The organism is Leclercia sp. CFBP8987, from assembly GCF_034044995.2.
Taxonomy (GTDB): Bacteria; Pseudomonadota; Gammaproteobacteria; order Enterobacterales; family Enterobacteriaceae; genus Enterobacter; species Enterobacter tamurae.
In genome coordinates, this window is sequence record NZ_CM188255.1 from 1,581,465 (window position 1) to 1,600,578 (window position 19,114).

Here is a 19,114-nt window from a genome sequence, read left to right on the forward strand (position 1 = left end):
GTTACATCGCAGAGACAATAAAGGCGACTTATCGCCGCCTTTTTTACGTTTGTTGCTGATTTGTAAAAATTATTTACTCTGATCGGCCAGTCCGTCGAGATAACGTTCTGCATCCAGCGCCGCCATACAACCGGTGCCCGCAGAGGTGATCGCCTGACGATAAATGTGGTCCATCACGTCGCCCGCAGCGAACACGCCCGGGATGCTGGTCTGGGTCGCATTGCCGTGGATCCCGGACTGCACTTTGATGTAGCCGTTTTCCAGTTCCAGCTGACCGTCGAAGATCGCGGTGTTCGGGCTGTGGCCGATAGCCACAAACAGACCCGCCACTTCGAGGGTTTCGACGTTGTCAGTGTTGCGGGTATCGCGGATACGCAGACCGGCCACGCCCATCTGATCGCCGGTCACTTCTTCCAGGGTGCGGTGGGTGTGCAGCACAATATTGCCGCTGGCCACTTTGTCCATCAGACGCTTGATCAGGATTTTTTCCGCGCGGAAGGTATCACGGCGGTGAATGAGGTGCACTTCAGAGGCGATATTCGCCAGGTACAGTGCCTCTTCCACAGCGGTGTTGCCGCCGCCGATGACCGCGACCTTCTGGTTGCGATAGAAGAAACCGTCGCAGGTGGCGCAGGCGGAAACGCCGCGACCTTTAAAGGCTTCTTCAGACGGCAGGCCCAGATAACGGGCAGAGGCGCCGGTCGCAATGATGAGCGCGTCGCAGGTATATTCCGCGTTGTCACCGGTAAGACGGAACGGACGGTTTTGCAGATCGACCTTGTTGATGTGGTCAAAAATGATTTCAGTATCAAATTTGGTGGCATGCTCGTGCATGCGCTCCATCAGCAGCGGTCCGGTCAGGCCTTCAGGATCGCCTGGCCAGTTTTCCACTTCGGTAGTGGTAGTCAGCTGACCGCCTTTTTCCATGCCCGTAATCAGTACCGGTTGCAGGTTAGCGCGAGCAGCGTAGACCGCAGCGGTGTATCCCGCAGGTCCGGAACCAAGGATGAGAAGTTTACTGTGTTTGGCCGTGCCCATGAGAACCCCATTGTTGTTGGCAGACATTTTCCCGGATTGTAGGGAATTTATGGCCGTAAAAAAAGGGCGCAGCGATTTTGTTAACGATATGTGTAATAGAAATGGCCAATCAACGGCGAGGCAGGGAAAGTGATTTTATAACAATAATCATGGCTAATCGCTCGAAACGACGGCGATAAAATGAGGATTAATCGCCGGACGTAATGAATATCCGGCATGTTGTACTAAAAATCGATGTTTTGCTTTGACAATCCCCTGCGCTTTTGCGAAAACATTCAAGGAAGAAAAAAAACGGTCTTTGTGTAACGCATAGTCATGCACAAAATCACCATTTTTACCGGGTCAGCGAAATCTACGCATGGTGTGGACAGATGCCATACGTGATGTTGATGGCCGCCTCTGGGCAACGGTCTTCATACCACATAAACCCCAATCGAATCGCGCAAACTATAAAACAGGCGATGCGATTAACCGCGGGGAAAGACTCTGAACAGTGAAGTGCACAGGGTCCTGGCAGGAGTTAGGGAAGGAATACAGAGAGACAATAATAATGGTAGATAGCAAGAAGCGCCCTGGCAAAGATCTCGACCGTATCGATCGTAACATTCTTAATGAATTGCAAAAGGATGGGCGTATTTCCAACGTCGAGCTTTCAAAACGTGTGGGACTTTCCCCGACGCCATGCCTCGAGCGTGTGCGCCGACTGGAAAGACAGGGTTTTATTCAGGGCTATACAGCGCTGCTGAACCCGCATTATCTGGATGCCTCACTTCTGGTATTTGTTGAGATTACTCTGAATCGTGGTGCGCCGGATGTGTTTGAGCAGTTCAATTCCGCCGTACAAAAACTGGAAGAAATTCAAGAGTGTCATCTGGTTTCCGGTGATTTCGACTACCTGTTGAAAACCCGCGTACCTGATATGTCTGCATACCGTAAGCTGCTGGGCGAAACCCTGCTGCGACTGCCTGGCGTGAACGACACCCGTACCTACGTGGTAATGGAAGAAGTCAAACAGAGCAATCGTCTGGTTATTAAGACGCGCTAACACGGAACAGGTGCATTATCAGCGTACTTTGATTACACTCCTGGTAATCCATACAGCAACAGTGTCGGGCCTCCCGGCACTGTTGTCCGTTTAGCACTCAGGCAGGAATTGCCTGATACCTGGAGAGCCTGTTTTGAGCCAGGAATATACCGAAGACAAAGAAGTCAATTTAACCAAGCTCAGCAGTGGGCGCCGACTCCTTGAGGCGTTACTGATCCTTGTTGCTCTTTTTGCCGTCTGGTTGATGGCAGCCTTACTCAGTTTCAATCCCTCCGATCCCAGCTGGTCACAGACCGCATGGCACGAGCCTATCCATAATTTAGGCGGCGTACCGGGCGCCTGGCTGGCGGATACGCTGTTCTTTATCTTTGGCGTGATGGCCTACACCCTTCCCGTCATCATTATTGGTGGTTGTTGGTTTGCCTGGCGCCATCGCCAGAACGATGACTACATCGACTATTTTGCCGTTTCGCTGCGCCTGATTGGTGCGCTGGCGCTGATCCTCACCTCCTGCGGTCTGGCGTCCATTAACGCCGATGACATCTGGTACTTTGCCTCCGGCGGGGTGATTGGCAGCCTGCTGAGTACCGCGCTGCAGCCGATGCTGCACAGCAGCGGTGGCACCATCGCGCTGCTCTGCGTCTGGGGCGCAGGGCTGACGCTGTTTACCGGCTGGTCATGGGTCAGCATTGCTGAAAAAATTGGCAGCGTGATCCTGAATATCCTGACCTTTGCCAGCAACCGTACCCGTCGCGATGACACCTGGGTCGACGAAGAGTACGAAGACGATGACTACGACGAAGCCGAGCCGAGCCCCGCGCGTCGTGAATCCCGTCGCGCCCGCATTATGCGTGGCGCGCTGGCGCGCCGTAAGCGCATGGCCGAGAAGTTCGCGAATCCATTAGGTCGCAAGACGGATGCAGCCTTGTTCTCCGGGAAACGGATGGACGACGAAGAGGTGGCATACAGCGCCCGCGGCGTGGCCGCCGATCCGGATGATGTCCTGTTCTCCGGCAATCGTGCGCTGGCCTCCGACTATGATGAGTACGATCCGCTGCTCAACGGTCACTCGGTGGCTGAGCCGCTTGCCGCCGCTGCCGCAGCGACCACCGCCACTCAGGCCTTTGCTGCCCCGGTTGATCCGGTGACCCCGCCAACGCCATCGATGCCGGATGCCCATCTGCAGCCGCCTGCGGTTGAATGGCAAGCGGAACCCGCAGCGCCAGCCGCGCCGATCTATGCGGAGCCACAACCTTATGCCGCCGTCGCGCCGCAGGAGCAGTGGCAGCCGCCTTATCAACCTGAACCGGTGTACGCGCAGCCGCAGTACGAACAACCGCAGCATGTGCAACCGCAGTACGAGCAGCCTCAGTACGAGCAGCCTCAGTATGAGCAACCTCAGTACGAGCAGCCTCAATACGAGCAGCCACAGCAGTATGAACCGCAGCAGGCCGTCTATCAGCCTGAGCCGGTCGTCGAGGCGCCGCCGGTTGAAGAGGTGAAACCGACCCGTCCGCCGCTTTACTACTTCGAAGAAGTGGAAGAGAAACGTGCCCGTGAGCGCGAGCAGCTTGCGGCCTGGTATCAGCCAGTGCCCGAGGCGGTACAAGAACCTGCCCCGGTAAAAGCTGCTGAGATCCCATCTATTCCTGTCCCGGCCGTAGAGCCTGCATCCGTTGTCGCACCGGTGGCGGCAAGCGTGCAGCAGGCAACAGCCGCAGGAGCCGCTGCGGCCAGCGCTGCAGCACCATTATTCAGCCTGGCGACCAGTGGCGCACCGCGTCCACAGGTAAAAGAGGGCATTGGTCCACAGCTGCCGCGTCCTAACCGCGTACGCGTTCCAACTCGCCGTGAACTGGCCTCGTATGGCATCAAGCTGCCTTCTCAGCGAATGGCGGAAGAGGAAGCACGTAAAGCCGGGAGTCAGCAGTATGATGACGGCCAGTACGACGATGATGTCGATGAAATGCAGCAGGATGAGCTGGCTCGCCAGTTCGCCCAGCAGCAACAGCAGCGTTATGGCGAGGAGTACCAGCCTGAGCCACAGCAATATCAGGCCCAGGACAACGAAGATGATGCCGCCGAGGCGGAGCTGGCTCGCCAGTTTGCTGCCACGCAGCAGCAGCGTTACGCCGGGGAACAACCGACAGGGGCGAACCCGTTCTCGCTGGCGGATTTTGAATTCTCACCGATGAAAGATCTGGTGGATGATACGCCGAGTGAACCGCTGTTCACGCCAGGGGTAATGCCGGAAGCCGAGCCGCCGCGCCAGGCGTTCACGCCGCCGCAGCCTGCACAGCCGCAGCAGTACGCGCAGCCACAACAGCCTGCACAGCCGCAGCAGTATGCGCAGCCTCAGCAGCCTGTACAGCCGCAGCAATATGCGCAACCTCAGCAGCCTGTACAGCCGCAGCAATACGCGCAACCTCAGCAGCCTGCACAGCAGCAACCTGCGGTTCAGCCTCCACCGCAGCAGCAGAGCCTGATCCATCCGTTACTGATGCGTAACGGTGACAGCCGTCCGCTGCAGAGACCGACCACGCCGCTGCCGTCATTTGACCTGCTAACACCGCCGCCAACGGAAGTCGAGCCGGTTGATACCTTCGCCCTGGATCAGATGGCGCGCCTGGTTGAACTCCGCCTGGCCGATTTCCGTATTAAAGCGGATGTGGTGAATTATTCACCGGGTCCGGTGATCACCCGTTTCGAGCTGAATCTGGCCCCGGGTGTGAAAGCCGCGCGTATTTCCAACCTCTCCCGCGACCTGGCGCGTTCGCTGTCCACCGTGGCCGTACGCGTGGTCGAGGTTATTCCGGGCAAACCTTATGTTGGCCTGGAGCTGCCGAACAAAAAACGTCAGACCGTTTACCTGCGCGAAGTGCTGGATCACGCTAAATTCCGCGATAACCCGTCGCCGCTGAGCGTGGTGCTGGGTAAAGACATCGCCGGTGAACCGGTGGTGGCCGATCTGGCGAAAATGCCGCACCTGCTGGTGGCAGGTACCACAGGCTCCGGTAAGTCTGTCGGCGTGAACGCCATGATCCTCAGCATCCTCTATAAAGCGCAGCCAGAAGATGTGCGCTTCATCATGATCGACCCGAAAATGCTGGAACTGTCGGTATACGAAGGCATTCCGCATCTGCTGACCGAAGTCGTGACCGACATGAAAGATGCCGCCAACGCCCTGCGCTGGAGCGTCAACGAGATGGAGCGCCGCTACAAGCTGATGTCCGCGCTGGGCGTGCGTAACCTCGCGGGTTATAACGAGATCATCGCCGAAGCGGCGAAGATGGGACGTCCGATCCCGGATCCGTACTGGAAGCCGGGCGACAGCATGGATGCCGAGCATCCGGTGCTGGAAAAACTGCCGTACATCGTGGTGCTGGTGGACGAGTTTGCCGACCTGATGATGACCGTCGGTAAGAAGGTGGAAGAGCTGATCGCCCGCCTGGCGCAGAAAGCGCGTGCCGCGGGCATCCACCTGGTGCTGGCGACCCAGCGTCCGTCGGTGGATGTGATCACCGGCCTGATTAAGGCCAACATCCCGACCCGTATCGCCTTTACCGTGTCGAGCAAAATCGACTCCCGTACCATTCTCGACCAGGGGGGCGCGGAATCGCTGCTCGGTATGGGGGATATGCTTTACTCCGGCCCGAACTCCACCTCTCCGGTGCGTGTCCATGGTGCCTTTGTGCGTGACCAGGAAGTGCATGCCGTGGTGCAGGACTGGAAAGCGCGCGGTCGTCCGCAGTATGTCGATGGCATCACCTCTGACAGCGAAAGCGAAGGCGGCGGTGGTGGCGGCGCGGATAGCGGTGAAGAGCTCGATCCACTGTTCGATCAGGCCGTTAACTTCGTCACCGAGAAACGCAAAGCCTCCATCTCCGGGGTTCAGCGCCAGTTCCGTATCGGCTACAACCGCGCGGCGCGTATCATTGAGCAGATGGAAGCGCAGGGCATCGTCAGCGAGCAGGGGCACAACGGCAACCGTGAAGTACTGGCCCCGCCGCCGTTTGAATAATCCCCCCTCGATTGCAAAGATGGGTAAATCAGCAATAATTAAGCATTTTCTTCTGTCGCCTGCCTGCGGGCAGGTCCAGAATAGTTGACAGAAAACCCCCATTTCGGGATGACGCTTTGTAAGGACTACCAATGAAAAAAATTGCAATCACCTGTGCATTACTGACCAGCGTTGTGGCGAGCAGCGTCTGGGCTGACGCCGCCAGCGACCTGAAAAACCGTCTGGATAAAGTGAGCAGCTTCCACGCCAGCTTCACCCAGAAAGTGACTGACGGCAGCGGCAATGCGGTGCAGGAAGGTCAGGGTGACCTGTGGGTGAAACGTCCAAATCTGTTCAACTGGCACATGACCCAGCCGGACGAAAGCATTCTGGTGTCCGACGGGAAAACCCTGTGGTTCTTCAACCCGTTTGTTGAGCAGGCTACGGCGACCTGGCTGAAAGATGCCGCCAGCAACACGCCGTTTATGCTGATTGCCCGTAACCAGTCCAGCGACTGGCAGCAGTACAACATCAAACAGAACGGCGATGACTTCGTGCTGACCCCGAAAGGCAGCAGCGGCAACCTGAAGCAGTTCACCATTAACGTCAGCACTAATGGGACCATCAATCAATTCGGTGCGGTTGAGCAGGACGATCAGCGCAGTAGCTATCAGCTGAAATCCCAGCAGAACGGGACGGTTGATGCATCCAAATTCACCTTTACCCCGCCGAAGGGCGTGACGGTGGATGACCAACGTAATAAGTAAGAGGCGTGCGTGAGCAACCTGTCGCTCGATTTTTCAGATAATGCGTTTCAACCTCTGGCCGCCCGTATGCGGCCAGAAAATTTAGCGCAGTATATTGGCCAGCAGCACCTGCTGGCTGCGGGCAAACCCTTGCCACGCGCCATTGAGGCCGGGCATCTGCACTCCATGATCCTCTGGGGGCCGCCAGGCACTGGTAAAACGACGCTGGCGGAAGTGATTGCCCGCTATGCCGATGCCGACGTCGAGCGTATCTCCGCCGTCACCTCCGGGGTGAAGGAGATCCGCGAAGCCATCGAGCGTGCCCGCCAGAACCGTAACGCCGGTCGCCGCACTATCCTGTTTGTCGATGAGGTCCACCGCTTCAACAAGAGCCAGCAGGATGCTTTCCTGCCGCACATTGAAGACGGCACTATCACCTTTATCGGTGCGACCACTGAAAACCCCTCGTTTGAACTCAACTCTGCACTGTTGTCCCGCGCCCGCGTCTATCTCCTGAAATCGTTAACCACTGAAGACATTGAGCAGGTGCTGACCCAGGCGATGGACGATAAGGCCCGGGGCTACGGCAGCCAGAATATTGTGCTGCCAGACGATACCCGTCGCGCCATTGCTGAGCTGGTGAACGGGGATGCGCGCCGGGCGCTGAATACCCTGGAGATGATGGCCGATATGGCCGAAGCCGACGACAGCGGCAAGCGGGTATTGCTCCCGGCGCTGCTGACCGAAATCGCCGGGGAACGCAGTGCGCGCTTTGATAACAAAGGTGACCGTTTCTACGACCTGATCTCAGCGCTGCATAAATCGGTGCGCGGCAGCGCGCCCGATGCCGCGCTCTACTGGTATGCGCGCATTATTACCGCCGGGGGCGATCCGCTGTACGTGGCCCGTCGCTGTCTGGCGATTGCCTCGGAAGATGTCGGCAATGCCGACCCGCGTGCCATGCAGGTGGCGCTATCAGCCTGGGACTGCTTCACCCGCGTCGGGCCCGCTGAAGGCGAGCGCGCCATCGCCCAGGCGATTGTCTATCTGGCCTGCGCCCCGAAAAGCAATGCGGTCTACACCGCATTCAAAGCGGCGATGTCCGATGCCCGCGAACGCCCTGATTACGATGTACCTGACCACTTACGTAATGCCCCGACCAAACTGATGAAAGAGATGGGCTATGGTCAGCAATATCGCTACGCCCACGACGAGCCCAACGCCTACGCCGCCGGGGAGGAGTATTTCCCGCAGGAAATGGCACAAACACGCTATTATCGCCCGACAAACAGAGGCCTTGAGGGCAAGATTGGTGAAAAGCTCACCTGGCTTGCCGGACAGGATCAAAATAGCCCTATAAAACGCTACCGTTAGGGCTATCGTTGCGGTAATGTTGGCAATGTATCTGATGACCGCAGGCTGCGGTCATTTCCTCCTATTTTTTAATTCGATAAGCACAGGATAAGCATGCTCGATCCCAATCTGCTGCGTAACGAGCCAGACGCAGTCGCTGAAAAACTGGCACGCCGGGGCTTTAAACTGGATGTAGATAAGCTGCGCGCTCTTGAAGAGCGTCGTAAAGTTCTGCAGGTACAAACCGAAAACTTGCAGGCAGAGCGTAACTCTCGATCGAAATCCATCGGCCAGGCGAAAGCGCGCGGGGAAGACATTGAGCCATTACGCCTGGAAGTGAACAAACTCGGTGAAGAACTGGATCAGGCGAAAGCGGATCTGGACGTTCTTCAGGCCGAGATTCGTGATATCGCGCTGGCGATCCCGAACACCCCTGACGACAGCGTCCCTGTCGGTAAAGACGAAGATGACAACGTCGAAGTGAAACGCTGGGGCACCCCACGCGAGTTCGATTTCGAGGTTCGCGATCACGTCACGCTGGGCGAAATGCACGCGGGGCTCGATTTTGCGGCGGCCGTTAAGCTGACCGGTTCCCGCTTCGTGGTCATGAAAGGCCAGATTGCCCATCTGCACCGTGCGCTGGCCCAGTTTATGCTGGATCTGCACACCGAGCAGCACGGCTACAGCGAAACCTACGTTCCGTATCTGGTTAACCACGATACGCTGTACGGTACTGGCCAGCTGCCGAAATTTGCCGGCGATCTGTTCCATACCCGTCCGCTGGACGAAGAGGCCGACAGCAGCAACTACGCGCTGATCCCAACCGCAGAAGTGCCGCTGACCAACCTCGTACGTGATGAGATCATCGACGAAGACGACCTGCCGATCAAACTGACCGCACACTCACCGTGCTTCCGTTCTGAAGCTGGCTCTTATGGCCGTGATACCCGTGGTCTGATCCGTATGCACCAGTTCGACAAAGTTGAGATGGTACAGATTGTGCGTCCGGAAACCTCTATGGAGGCGCTGGAAGAGATGACCGGTCACGCGGAAAAAGTGCTTGAGCTGCTGGGTCTGCCGTACCGCCGCATGGCGCTGTGCACCGGCGATATGGGCTTTGGCGCCTGCAAAACCTTCGATCTGGAAGTGTGGGTTCCGGCGCAGGGCACTTATCGTGAAATCTCCTCCTGCTCTAACGTGGGCGATTTCCAGGCGCGTCGTATGCAGGCACGCTGCCGCAGCAAGTCCGCTAAGCAAACCCGCCTGGTGCACACCCTGAACGGCTCCGGCCTGGCAGTGGGTCGTACCTTGGTGGCAGTGCTGGAAAACTACCAGCAGGCTGACGGTCGTATCGAAATTCCTGAAGTTCTGCGCCCTTACATGAAAGGCCAGCAGTACATCGGCTAATCTGCCTTAACATAAAAAAAGCGCCTGCGGGCGCTTTTTTTATGCCCCGCTTTTGACATCAGGCAATACCCCCTCCCTCCAAAGGGGTAATACTCTCCAGGCAGTTGATTAGCATAAACCTCTGCTAATGCAATCACTCCTTTATATAAATAACTATATAGCGGTTGCTGCCGCACAGGGATCTTTGTGAGCAATCAAAGTGAGAGTCTATGAAAATAAAAACGCCTGATGCCTTGCTGGCTGCCGAGGTTAGCCGTCGCGGGCTGATGAAAACCACCGCGATTGGCGGCCTGGCAGTTGCCAGTAGCGCATTGTCTTTGCCTTTTTCACGTCTGACGTCTGCGGCTGAAGCCGTTGCTGCCGTGAAGCCGGATGAAAAGGTGGTCTGGAGCGCCTGTACGGTGAACTGTGGCAGTCGCTGCCCGTTGCGAATGCATGTCATCGACGGTGAGATCAAATACGTTGAGACCGACAATACCGGGGATGATAACTACGAGGGGTTACATCAGGTGCGCGCCTGTCTGCGCGGCCGTTCGATGCGCCGTCGCGTCTATAACCCGGATCGCCTGAAATACCCGATGAAACGTGTCGGCAAGCGCGGGGAGGGCAAATTCGAGCGTATCAGCTGGGACGAGGCCTTCGATACCATTGCCAGCAATATGCAGCGCCTGATTAAAGACTACGGCAACGAGTCTATCTACCTTAACTACGGCACCGGCACCCTCGGCGGAACCTTGACCCGCTCCTGGCCGCCGGGCAAAACCCTGATTGCCCGCCTGATGAACTGCTGCGGGGGCTACCTCAACCATTACGGTGACTACTCTACCGCGCAGATTGCTGCAGGCCTCAACTACACCTACGGCGGCTGGGCCGATGGCAACAGCCCGTCGGATATCGAAAACAGCCAGCTGGTGGTGCTGTTCGGCAACAACCCCGGCGAAACGCGAATGAGCGGCGGCGGGGTGACCTACTACGTCGAACAGGCACGACAAAAATCGAATGCCCGGATGATCGTCATCGACCCACGCTACACCGACACCGGGGCAGGGCGCGAGGATGAGTGGATCCCGATCCGCCCGGGAACCGATGCGGCGCTGATCTCTGCCCTGGCCTGGGTGATGATCGAGGAGAATCTCGTCGATCAGCCATTCCTCGATAAATACTGCGTTGGCTACGATGAGAAAACGCTGCCGGAAGGCGCGCCGGCGAACGGCCACTACAAAGCCTATATTCTTGGTCAGGGCAACGATGGGATCGCCAAAACCCCGGCCTGGGCTGCGGCCATTACCGGTATTCCTGAAGCGCGTATCGTGAAGCTGGCGCGTGAAATCGCCGGGGCGAAACCAGCCTTTATCTCCCAGGGCTGGGGTCCGCAGCGTCATGCCAATGGCGAGCTGGTGTCGCGTGCTATCGCCATGCTGGCGATTCTGACCGGCAACGTGGGGATCAATGGGGGCAACAGCGGGGCGCGTGAAGGCTCGTACTCCCTGCCGTTTGTGCGCATGCCAACCCTGGAAAATCCGGTTCAGACCAGTATCTCAATGTTTATGTGGACCGACGCTATCGAACGCGGCCCGGAGATGACCGCCACCCGCGATGGGGTGCGCGGCAAAGAGAAGCTCGACGTACCGATCAAGATGATCTGGAACTACGCCGGGAACTGTCTGATCAACCAGCACTCACAGATCAACCGCACCCACGATATTCTGCAGGACGACAAAAAATGCGAGCTGATTGTGGTGGTGGATTGCCATATGACCTCGTCGGCGAAATATGCCGATATCCTGCTGCCGGACTGCACCGCCTCTGAACAGATGGACTTCGCCCTGGATGCTTCCTGCGGCAACATGTCGTACGTGATTTTTGCCGATCAGGCGATTAAACCGCGTTTTGAGTGCAAAACCATCTATGAGATGACCACTGAACTGGCAAAACGCATGGGCGTTGAGCGGCAGTTTACTGAAGGCCGCACCCAGGAAGGGTGGATGCGTCACCTGTATGAGCAGTCGCGCCAGGCTATTCCGGAGTTGCTGCCGTTTGATGAGTTCCGTCAGCAGGGCATGTTCAAGCAGCGTGACCCGGAAGGGCATCACGTGGCCTATAAAGCCTTCCGCGCCGATCCCGCCGCGAATCCTCTCACCACGCCGTCAGGTAAAATTGAGATCTACTCCGCAGAACTGGCGCAGATCGCCGCGACCTGGGAGCTGGAGCAGGGCGATGTGATCGATCCACTCCCGGTCTACAGCCCGGGCTTTGAGAACTACGACGATCCGCAGAGCAAAGATTTCCCGCTGCAGCTCACCGGCTTCCACTACAAAGCGCGCACCCACTCCACTTACGGCAACGTTGACGTGCTGAAGGCGGCCTGTCGGCAGGAGATCTGGATCAACCCGCTGGACGCGCAGCGCCGCGGGATCGCCAACGGCGACCGGGTGCGGATCTTCAACGGGCGAGGCGAAGTGCATATCGAAGCCAAAGTGACGCCGCGCATCCTGCCGGGTGTGGTGGCGTTAGGCGAAGGGGCCTGGTACAACCCGGACGCGAACCGCGTCGATCAGGCAGGCTGCATTAACGTGCTGACCACCCAACGCCCGTCGCCGCTGGCAAAAGGCAACCCCTCTCACAGTAACCTGGTTCAGGTTGAAAAGGCGTAAGGAGTAGCTGATGACCACTCAGTATGGATTTTTTATTGATTCCAGCCGCTGCACCGGGTGCAAAACCTGCGAACTGGCGTGCAAGGATTACAAGGACCTGACCCCGGACGTCAGCTTCCGCCGCATCTATGAGTACGCGGGCGGCGACTGGCAGGAGGACAACGGGGTCTGGCAGCAGAATGTGTTTGCTTACTATCTCTCCATCGCCTGCAACCACTGCGAGGATCCGGCCTGCACCAAAGTCTGCCCCAGCGGGGCGATGCACAAGCGCGACGACGGCTTTGTGGTGGTGAATGAGGATGTCTGCATCGGGTGTCGCTACTGCCATATGGCCTGCCCGTACGGCGCCCCGCAGTACAACGCCGCCAAAGGCCATATGACCAAGTGTGACGGCTGCCATGAGCGTGTCGCCGACGGTAAAAAACCAATCTGCGTCGAGTCCTGCCCGCTGCGGGCCCTGGACTTCGGCCCGATTGAGGAGTTGCGTCAGAAACACGGCAAGCTGGCCGCCGTCGCCCCGCTGCCGTCGGCGCACTTCACGAAGCCGAGTATCGTCATTAAACCCAATGCCAACAGCCGACCCACGGGTGATACCACCGGCTATCTGGCCAATCCGAAGGAGGTGTGAGATGGGAAGCGGATGGCATGAATGGCCGTTAATGATTTTTACGGTTTTCGGACAGTGTGTGGCGGGCGGTTTTATCGTTCTCGCCCTGGCGTTGTTAAAAGGCGATCTGAACAGGGAGCAACAGCAGCGGCTGGTGTTGAGCATGTTTGGTCTGTGGGTGCTGATGGGGATCGGCTTTATTGCCTCCACGCTGCACCTCGGTTCGCCTATGCGCGCGTTCAACTCTCTGAATCGTGTAGGGGCGTCTTCCCTCAGCAACGAGATCGCCAGCGGGGCGATCTTCTTTGCGGTCGGGGGCCTGGGCTGGCTGCTGGCGGTACTGAAAAAACTGCCGGCAGGCTTACGCACTCTGTGGCTGATTGTGACCATGGTGCTGGGCGTGGTGTTCGTCTGGATGATGGTGCGGGTCTATAACACCATCGACACGGTCCCGACCTGGTACAGCGTCTGGACGCCGATGAGCTTCTTCCTGACCCTGTTTATCGGCGGCCCGCTGCTGGGCTTCCTGCTCCTGCGCGTGGCGGGCGTTGACGGCTGGGCAATGCGTTTACTGCCCGCCGTGACGCTGCTGGCGCTGGCGGTGAGTACGGTCGTGGCCCTGGTGCAGGGCGCGGAGCTGGCGACCATTCACAGTTCCATTCAGCAGGCCTCGGCCCTGGTGCCCGATTATGGCTCGCTGATGGCCTGGCGTGTGGTGCTGCTGGCGGCGGCGCTGGTGTGCTGGATTGTGCCGCAGCTGAAAGGTTATCAGCCTGCGCTCCCGCTGCTGTCGCTGGCATTTGTGCTGGTACTGGCGGGTGAGTTGATTGGCCGCGGGGTGTTTTACGGTCTGCATATGACGGTTGGAATGGCTGTCGCCAGTTAACACTGATGATTGTTATATAAAGCCGGGACTTAGAGCCCGGCTTTTCTTTTTTCAATCATGAAATTTTTCAACTGTCGTCTGGTTTTAATTTTGGAGCTAAATAAACAAAAACAAACACATAAATTATATTGATAGCGGACTTTGCATTAGCAGGATGAGTTTTTTCAATCGACAGGGAACATATTGTGCGTGCGGCACAATCGGGTGGATTGACTTTGTTTTTGCCAGTGGCATGATGCGCACGAAATCTGAACTTCCTCACGGTTTTTAATCCATGTCGACCTATACCCGGCCAGTGCTCCTGTTGCTCTGTGGCCTGCTTTTGCTGACCCTCGCGATCGCGGTGTTAAATACACTCGTTCCGCTGTGGCTCGCCCATGAAAACTTACCTACCTGGCAGGTGGGTATGGTCAGCTCGTCCTTTTTTACCGGTAATCTGCTGGGCACCCTGATGACGGGAAGCCTGATTAAACGTTTTGGTTTTAATCGCAGCTATTATCTGGCCTCGCTTATTTTTGCCGTCGGCTGTGCCGGGTTAGGGCTGATGGTCGGTTTCTGGAGCTGGATGGTCTGGCGCTTTATCGCCGGCGTTGGCTGCGCCATGATCTGGGTGGTGGTTGAAAGCGCCCTGATGTGCAGCGGTACTTCCCGCAACCGGGGGCGTCTGCTGGCGGCCTATATGATGGTCTATTACGTCGGCACCGTGCTGGGCCAGCTGATGGTCAGCAAATTGCCCACCGACCTGATGAGCGTCCTGCCGTGGGTGACCGGCATGGTGCTGGCTGCCATTCTGCCACTGCTCTTTACGCGTATTGTGAACCAGAGCAGCGAGCATCAGGAGGCGACCCACATCTGGCCGATGCTCAGACTGCGTCAGGCGCGTCTGGGGGTGAACGGCTGCATTATTTCCGGGATTGTGCTGGGCTCGCTGTATGGCCTGATGCCGCTCTATCTGAACCATCAGGGAGTCAGTGATTCCGGGATCGGTTTCTGGATGGCGGTGATGGTCAGCGCCGGGATTGTCGGGCAGTGGCCGGTTGGCCGTCTTGCCGACCGCTTTGGACGCCTGCTGGTGCTGCGCGTTCAGGTCTTTGTAGTGATCATGGGCTGTCTCGCCATGCTGAGTAATGCCGCGATGGCGCCGGCGCTGTTTATTCTGGGTGCGGCGGGCTTTACCCTCTATCCGGTGGCGATGGCCTGGGCCTGTGAGAAAGTCGAGCACCATCAGCTGGTGGCGATGAACCAGGCGCTGTTGCTGAGCTATACCATCGGCAGCTTGCTGGGGCCGACTTTTACCTCGATGCTGATGCAGAACTTTTCCGACAATCTGCTGTTTATCATGATTGCCAGCGTGTCATTTATTTATCTGTTAATGCTTCTGCGTAAAGTGGGCGAACATCCAACGCCGGTGGCGCATGCCTGATTAAATAAAAGCCTGTCGCTGACAGGCTTTTTTGTCTCTGTCACATCTAAGAGTTTTACGCATTGTTTGTGTATCGCGCCGGGTGATAATTTGGATGTGTTTTATCACTAAAAAGGCAGCGATCATGTCTGCTCGTCGTTTTATCCCTACAGCGCTGGCAGTAGTCTTGTCTTTAACCCTGGCAACGGCACCCGCTATGGCTAATCCGGGCAATGGAAACGGAAATGGAAATGGCCACGGCAACGGGCAAGGTAATAGCGGCAATCATGGTAACGGCAATTCCGGTAAAGGGAATGCTGGTAACCAGGACCATAAACAAAATAATGGTCACCAGAATTCAGGCAAATCAAATAAGAGCGTTAAAGACGATGTCGATGCACGCGTCAGTTACGACCATGCCCGGCACCTGGCGTTGAATTACGGCTTAACGGGGTATGATTCGCTGCCGCCGGGCATTGCGAAAAACCTGGCTCGTGGTAAACCGCTGCCTCCAGGCATCGCGAAGAAGACCGTTCCGGCATCGATGTTAGGTCAATTACCTTCTTATCCGGGCTATGAATGGCGGGTGGTCGGAAAGGATCTGGTCTTAATTGCGTTGAGTACTGCGATTGTGACCACCATTATTAATGGCGTCTTTAACTAGACAACAAAACGCCCGGCTTTTACCGGGCGTTTTATTAATACATGACTTTGTGACCGTATTGCTCGAGAATGCCTTTGACGCGTTCCATGGTCTCTTTCTTCGGCGGCTTAACGCCATCGAGCTTATACTCTTCGCCCATCGCCACCCATTTATGTTTGCCCAGCTCGTGATACGGCAGTAATTCAATTTTTTCAACGTTGCCCATATCACGCGTGAACTCACCCAGGCGGTGAGCAGAATCGTCATCATCTGACCAGCCCGGCACCACCACATAACGGATCCAGGTTTTAATCCCTTTGCCAGAAATGTATTTCGCGAACTCCAGGGTGCGATGGTTAGAGACGCCGACCAGATTCTGGTGAATTTCGTCGTTCATCTGCTTAAGATCCAGCATCACCAGGTCGGTGACTTCCAGCAGCTCATCAATCACCGGATCGTAGCGACGGACAAAGCCGTTGGTATCCAGGCAGGTATGAATGCTCTCTTTATGACAGGCGCGGAACCAGTCGCGAACAAACTCTGCCTGCAGGATCGCTTCTCCGCCGGAAGCAGTCACGCCGCCGCCAGAGGCATTCATAAAGTGGCGATAGGTCACCACCTCTTTCATTAATTCATCAACGGTGACTTCTTTGCCACCATGGGTATCCCAGGTGTCGCGGTTATGGCAGTACAGGCAGCGCATCAGGCAGCCCTGGAAGAAAGTAATAAAGCGGATGCCCGGGCCATCGACGGTGCCACAGGACTCAAAGGAGTGAATGCGACCAATAGTTGACATTGCGGTGATATCTCCAGATTCGGCCCGTCCGGGGCCTGTGTATACGCACAACTCAAGCGGCTGTGTCGAGTCTGTTTTGGCTGTTATCCATTCATTATAGATAGCGGGCAAAAGAGACTGCGGTACGGGAGGTGTTAAAAAGGCCCCACTTGCGTGGAGCCTTTATTGTACGCGTTTTACGGCGTCATTTCAGTCAAATCCACTTACATGGACTGAGTGAAAGTACGGGTAATAACGTCTTTCTGCTGTTCTTTAGTCAGCGAGTTGAAACGTACTGCGTAGCCAGAAACACGGATGGTCAGCTGAGGATATTTCTCAGGATGTTCCATCGCATCGAGCAGCATTTCACGGTTCATGACGTTCACGTTCAGGTGCTGACCACCTTCGATGGACGCTTCGTGGTGGAAGTAACCATCCATCAGACCCGCGAGGTTGGTTTTACGCACTTCGTCGTCTTTACCCAGCGCATTTGGCACGATAGAGAAGGTGTAAGAGATACCATCTTTCGCGTAAGCAAACGGCAGTTTAGCAACGGAGGTCAGAGAGGCAACAGCACCTTTCTGGTCACGGCCGTGCATTGGGTTAGCACCTGGTCCGAATGGCGCGCCAGCACGACGACCGTCTGGGGTGTTACCGGTTTTCTTACCATAAACCACGTTAGAGGTGATGGTCAGAACAGACTGAGTCGGGATAGCGTTACGGTAGGTGGTCAGTTTCTGAATTTTCTTCATGAAACGTTCTACCAGGTCAACCGCCATGTCATCAACGCGAGCATCGTTGTTACCAAACTGCGGGTATTCGCCGTCGATTTCGAAGTCTACAGCCAGGCCGTCTTCGTCACGAATTGGTTTAACTTTCGCATATTTGATAGCGGACAGGGAGTCAGCAGCAACGGACAGACCTGCGATACCACATGCCATGGTGCGAACAACGTCACGGTCGTGCAGCGCCATCAGAGAGGCTTCGTAGCTGTACTTGTCGTGCATGTAGTGGATGACGTTCAGTGCGGTAACGTACTGTTTAGCCAGCCAGTCCATGAAGTGATCCATACGTTCCATCACTTCGTCGAAGTTCAGCAGATCGCCTTTGATTGGTTCAGATTTAGGACCAACCTGGATTTTCAGTTTTTCATCAACGCCGCCGTTGATAGCATACAGCATGGTTTTCGCGAGGTTAGCGCGAGCACCGAAGAACTGCATTTGCTTACCAACAACCATTGGGCTTACGCAGCAAGCGATCGCGTAGTCGTCGTTGTTGAAGTCAGGACGCATCAGGTCATCGTTCTCATACTGAAGAGAAGAGGTGTCGATGGATACTTTAGCGGCAAATTTTTTGAAGTTCAGTGGCAGTTTTTCAGACCACAGAATAGTGATGTTCGGCTCCGGAGACGGCCCCATGGTGTACAGGGTGTTCAGGAAACGGAAGCTGCTTTTGGTCACCAGGGTACGGCCATCTACGCCCATACCGGCGATAGATTCAGTTGCCCAGATTGGGTCACCGGAGAACAGTTCATCATACTCAGGGGTACGCAGGAAGCGAACCATACGCAGTTTCATGACCAGGTGGTCAATCATTTCCTGTGCTTCGAGCTCGTTGATTTTGCCTGCTTTCAGGTCACGTTCGATGTAGGCATCCAGGAAGGTGGATACACGACCGAAGGACATTGCTGCGCCGTTCTGAGATTTAACCGCTGCCAGGTAACCGAAGTAGGTCCACTGGATAGCTTCCTGAGCGTTGGTCGCAGGACCGGAGATGTCGTAGCCGTATTTAGCTGCCATCTCTTTGATCTGACCCAGCGCACGGTGCTGTTCGGAGATCTCTTCACGCAGACGGATAGTCGCTTCCAGGTTTACGCCGTTTTCCATGTCAGACTGCAGGGACACGAACTGGGCGTATTTGTCTTTCATCAGGAAGTCGATACCGTACAGCGCAACGCGACGGTAGTCACCGATGATACGGCCACGGCCATACGCATCTGGCAGACCGGTCAGGACGCCTGATTTACGGCAGTTCAGGATGTCTTTGGTGTAAACGTCAAACACGCCCTGGTTGTGGGTTTTGCGGTATTCGGTGAAGATTTTCTTCAGCATCGGGTCCAGCTCGCGATCGTACGCTTTGCAGGAACCTTCAACCATTTTGATACCACCGAACGGGATAATCGCACGTTTCAGTGGCGCTTCAGTTTGCAGACCAACGATCTTCTCGAGGGATTTGTTGATATAACCCGCGTCGTGAGAAGTAATGGTAGACGCGATGGAGGTGTCGAAATCAACAGGCGCGTGAGTGCGGTTTTCCTGCTTAACGCCTTCCATAACGCTGTCCCACAGGGCAGTGGTAGCGTCGGTAGCACCGGCCAGGAAGGATTCGTCACCTTCATATGGAGTGTAGTTTTTCTGGATGAAGTCACGAACGTTGACTTCATTCTGCCAATCACCTTTGGCAAAACCTTCCCATGCTGTGGCTAACTTTTCATTAAGTTCGGACATGTAACACCTACCTTCTTAAGTGGATTTTTTATTTACTGCCTGAGAAAACCA

The 19,114-nt window shown here is 56.2% G+C and carries 13 protein-coding genes; 10 read left to right on the forward strand and 3 right to left on the reverse strand.

What is annotated here, in order from left to right:
- Positions 1-69: 69 nt before the first annotated feature.
- On the reverse strand, positions 70-1,038 hold the full coding sequence (gene trxB, locus SOM40_RS07490; protein WP_106992567.1) for a thioredoxin-disulfide reductase: 969 nt from the start codon (positions 1,036-1,038) through the stop codon (positions 70-72).
- Between the two features lie 550 nt (positions 1,039-1,588).
- Between trxB and lrp the strand changes: the two genes are divergently transcribed.
- The 10 genes from lrp (at position 1,589) to SOM40_RS07540 (ending at position 15,802) form a co-directional block, all read left to right on the forward strand.
- A complete protein-coding gene (lrp, locus tag SOM40_RS07495) occupies positions 1,589-2,083 on the forward strand; it encodes a leucine-responsive transcriptional regulator Lrp (protein ID WP_002439523.1) in 495 nt (164 codons plus the stop codon).
- Positions 2,084-2,216: 133 nt separating this feature from the next.
- Complete coding sequence (ftsK, locus tag SOM40_RS07500) at positions 2,217-6,104, forward strand: DNA translocase FtsK (RefSeq protein ID WP_320457118.1); 3,888 nt, start codon at positions 2,217-2,219, stop codon at positions 6,102-6,104.
- A gap of 131 nt (positions 6,105-6,235) precedes the next feature.
- On the forward strand, positions 6,236-6,850 hold the full coding sequence (gene lolA / locus SOM40_RS07505; protein ID WP_225759165.1) for an outer membrane lipoprotein periplasmic chaperone LolA: 615 nt from the start codon (positions 6,236-6,238) through the stop codon (positions 6,848-6,850).
- Between the two features lie 9 nt (positions 6,851-6,859).
- Positions 6,860-8,203 (forward strand): replication-associated recombination protein RarA, encoded by a 1,344-nt coding sequence (rarA, locus tag SOM40_RS07510; RefSeq protein WP_106992571.1) that lies wholly within the window; start codon positions 6,860-6,862, stop codon positions 8,201-8,203.
- 93 nt (positions 8,204-8,296) lie between these two features.
- The gene (serS, locus tag SOM40_RS07515) at positions 8,297-9,589 is read left to right on the forward strand and encodes a serine--tRNA ligase (protein WP_106992572.1); all 1,293 of its coding nucleotides are present in this window, start codon (positions 8,297-8,299) and stop codon (positions 9,587-9,589) included.
- A gap of 209 nt (positions 9,590-9,798) precedes the next feature.
- On the forward strand, positions 9,799-12,243 hold the full coding sequence (gene dmsA / locus SOM40_RS07520) for a dimethylsulfoxide reductase subunit A (protein WP_106992573.1): 2,445 nt from the start codon (positions 9,799-9,801) through the stop codon (positions 12,241-12,243).
- A gap of 10 nt (positions 12,244-12,253) precedes the next feature.
- Positions 12,254-12,871 (forward strand): DMSO/selenate family reductase complex B subunit, encoded by a 618-nt coding sequence (locus SOM40_RS07525; protein ID WP_166182017.1) that lies wholly within the window; start codon positions 12,254-12,256, stop codon positions 12,869-12,871.
- Position 12,872: 1 nt separating this feature from the next.
- On the forward strand, positions 12,873-13,736 hold the full coding sequence (locus tag SOM40_RS07530; protein ID WP_225759162.1) for a dimethyl sulfoxide reductase anchor subunit family protein: 864 nt from the start codon (positions 12,873-12,875) through the stop codon (positions 13,734-13,736).
- A 274-nt stretch (positions 13,737-14,010) separates the two neighbouring features.
- On the forward strand, positions 14,011-15,159 hold the full coding sequence (locus SOM40_RS07535; protein ID WP_225759161.1) for an MFS transporter: 1,149 nt from the start codon (positions 14,011-14,013) through the stop codon (positions 15,157-15,159).
- Between the two features lie 124 nt (positions 15,160-15,283).
- The gene (locus SOM40_RS07540) at positions 15,284-15,802 is read left to right on the forward strand and encodes an anti-virulence regulator CigR family protein (protein WP_320457117.1); all 519 of its coding nucleotides are present in this window, start codon (positions 15,284-15,286) and stop codon (positions 15,800-15,802) included.
- Positions 15,803-15,836: 34 nt separating this feature from the next.
- Here the strand turns inward: SOM40_RS07540 and pflA are convergent, their stop codons facing one another.
- Both pflA and pflB read right to left on the reverse strand, forming a co-directional pair.
- Positions 15,837-16,577, reverse strand: coding sequence for a pyruvate formate lyase 1-activating protein (pflA, locus tag SOM40_RS07545; RefSeq protein ID WP_106992578.1), 741 nt, complete (start codon positions 16,575-16,577; stop codon positions 15,837-15,839).
- Between the two features lie 203 nt (positions 16,578-16,780).
- The gene (gene pflB, locus SOM40_RS07550) at positions 16,781-19,063 is read right to left on the reverse strand and encodes a formate C-acetyltransferase (RefSeq protein WP_225759158.1); all 2,283 of its coding nucleotides are present in this window, start codon (positions 19,061-19,063) and stop codon (positions 16,781-16,783) included.
- Positions 19,064-19,114 lie beyond the last annotated feature (51 nt).

Bases quoted from the DNA above. Each gene is read 5' to 3' on its own strand.
- serS (WP_106992572.1), top strand. From the start codon at position 8,297: ATGCTCGATCCCAATCTGCTGCGTAACGAGCCAGACGCAGTCGCTGAA.
- dmsA (WP_106992573.1), top strand. From the start codon at position 9,799: ATGAAAATAAAAACGCCTGATGCCTTGCTGGCTGCCGAGGTTAGCCGT.
- SOM40_RS07540 (WP_320457117.1), top strand. From the start codon at position 15,284: ATGTCTGCTCGTCGTTTTATCCCTACAGCGCTGGCAGTAGTCTTGTCT.
- trxB (WP_106992567.1), bottom strand. From the start codon at position 1,038: ATGGGCACGGCCAAACACAGTAAACTTCTCATCCTTGGTTCCGGACCT.
- pflA (WP_106992578.1), bottom strand. From the start codon at position 16,577: ATGTCAACTATTGGTCGCATTCACTCCTTTGAGTCCTGTGGCACCGTC.
- lolA (WP_225759165.1), top strand. From the start codon at position 6,236: ATGAAAAAAATTGCAATCACCTGTGCATTACTGACCAGCGTTGTGGCG.
- lrp (WP_002439523.1), top strand. From the start codon at position 1,589: ATGGTAGATAGCAAGAAGCGCCCTGGCAAAGATCTCGACCGTATCGAT.
- SOM40_RS07525 (WP_166182017.1), top strand. From the start codon at position 12,254: ATGACCACTCAGTATGGATTTTTTATTGATTCCAGCCGCTGCACCGGG.
- pflB (WP_225759158.1), bottom strand. From the start codon at position 19,063: ATGTCCGAACTTAATGAAAAGTTAGCCACAGCATGGGAAGGTTTTGCC.
- SOM40_RS07530 (WP_225759162.1), top strand. From the start codon at position 12,873: ATGGGAAGCGGATGGCATGAATGGCCGTTAATGATTTTTACGGTTTTC.
- SOM40_RS07535 (WP_225759161.1), top strand. From the start codon at position 14,011: ATGTCGACCTATACCCGGCCAGTGCTCCTGTTGCTCTGTGGCCTGCTT.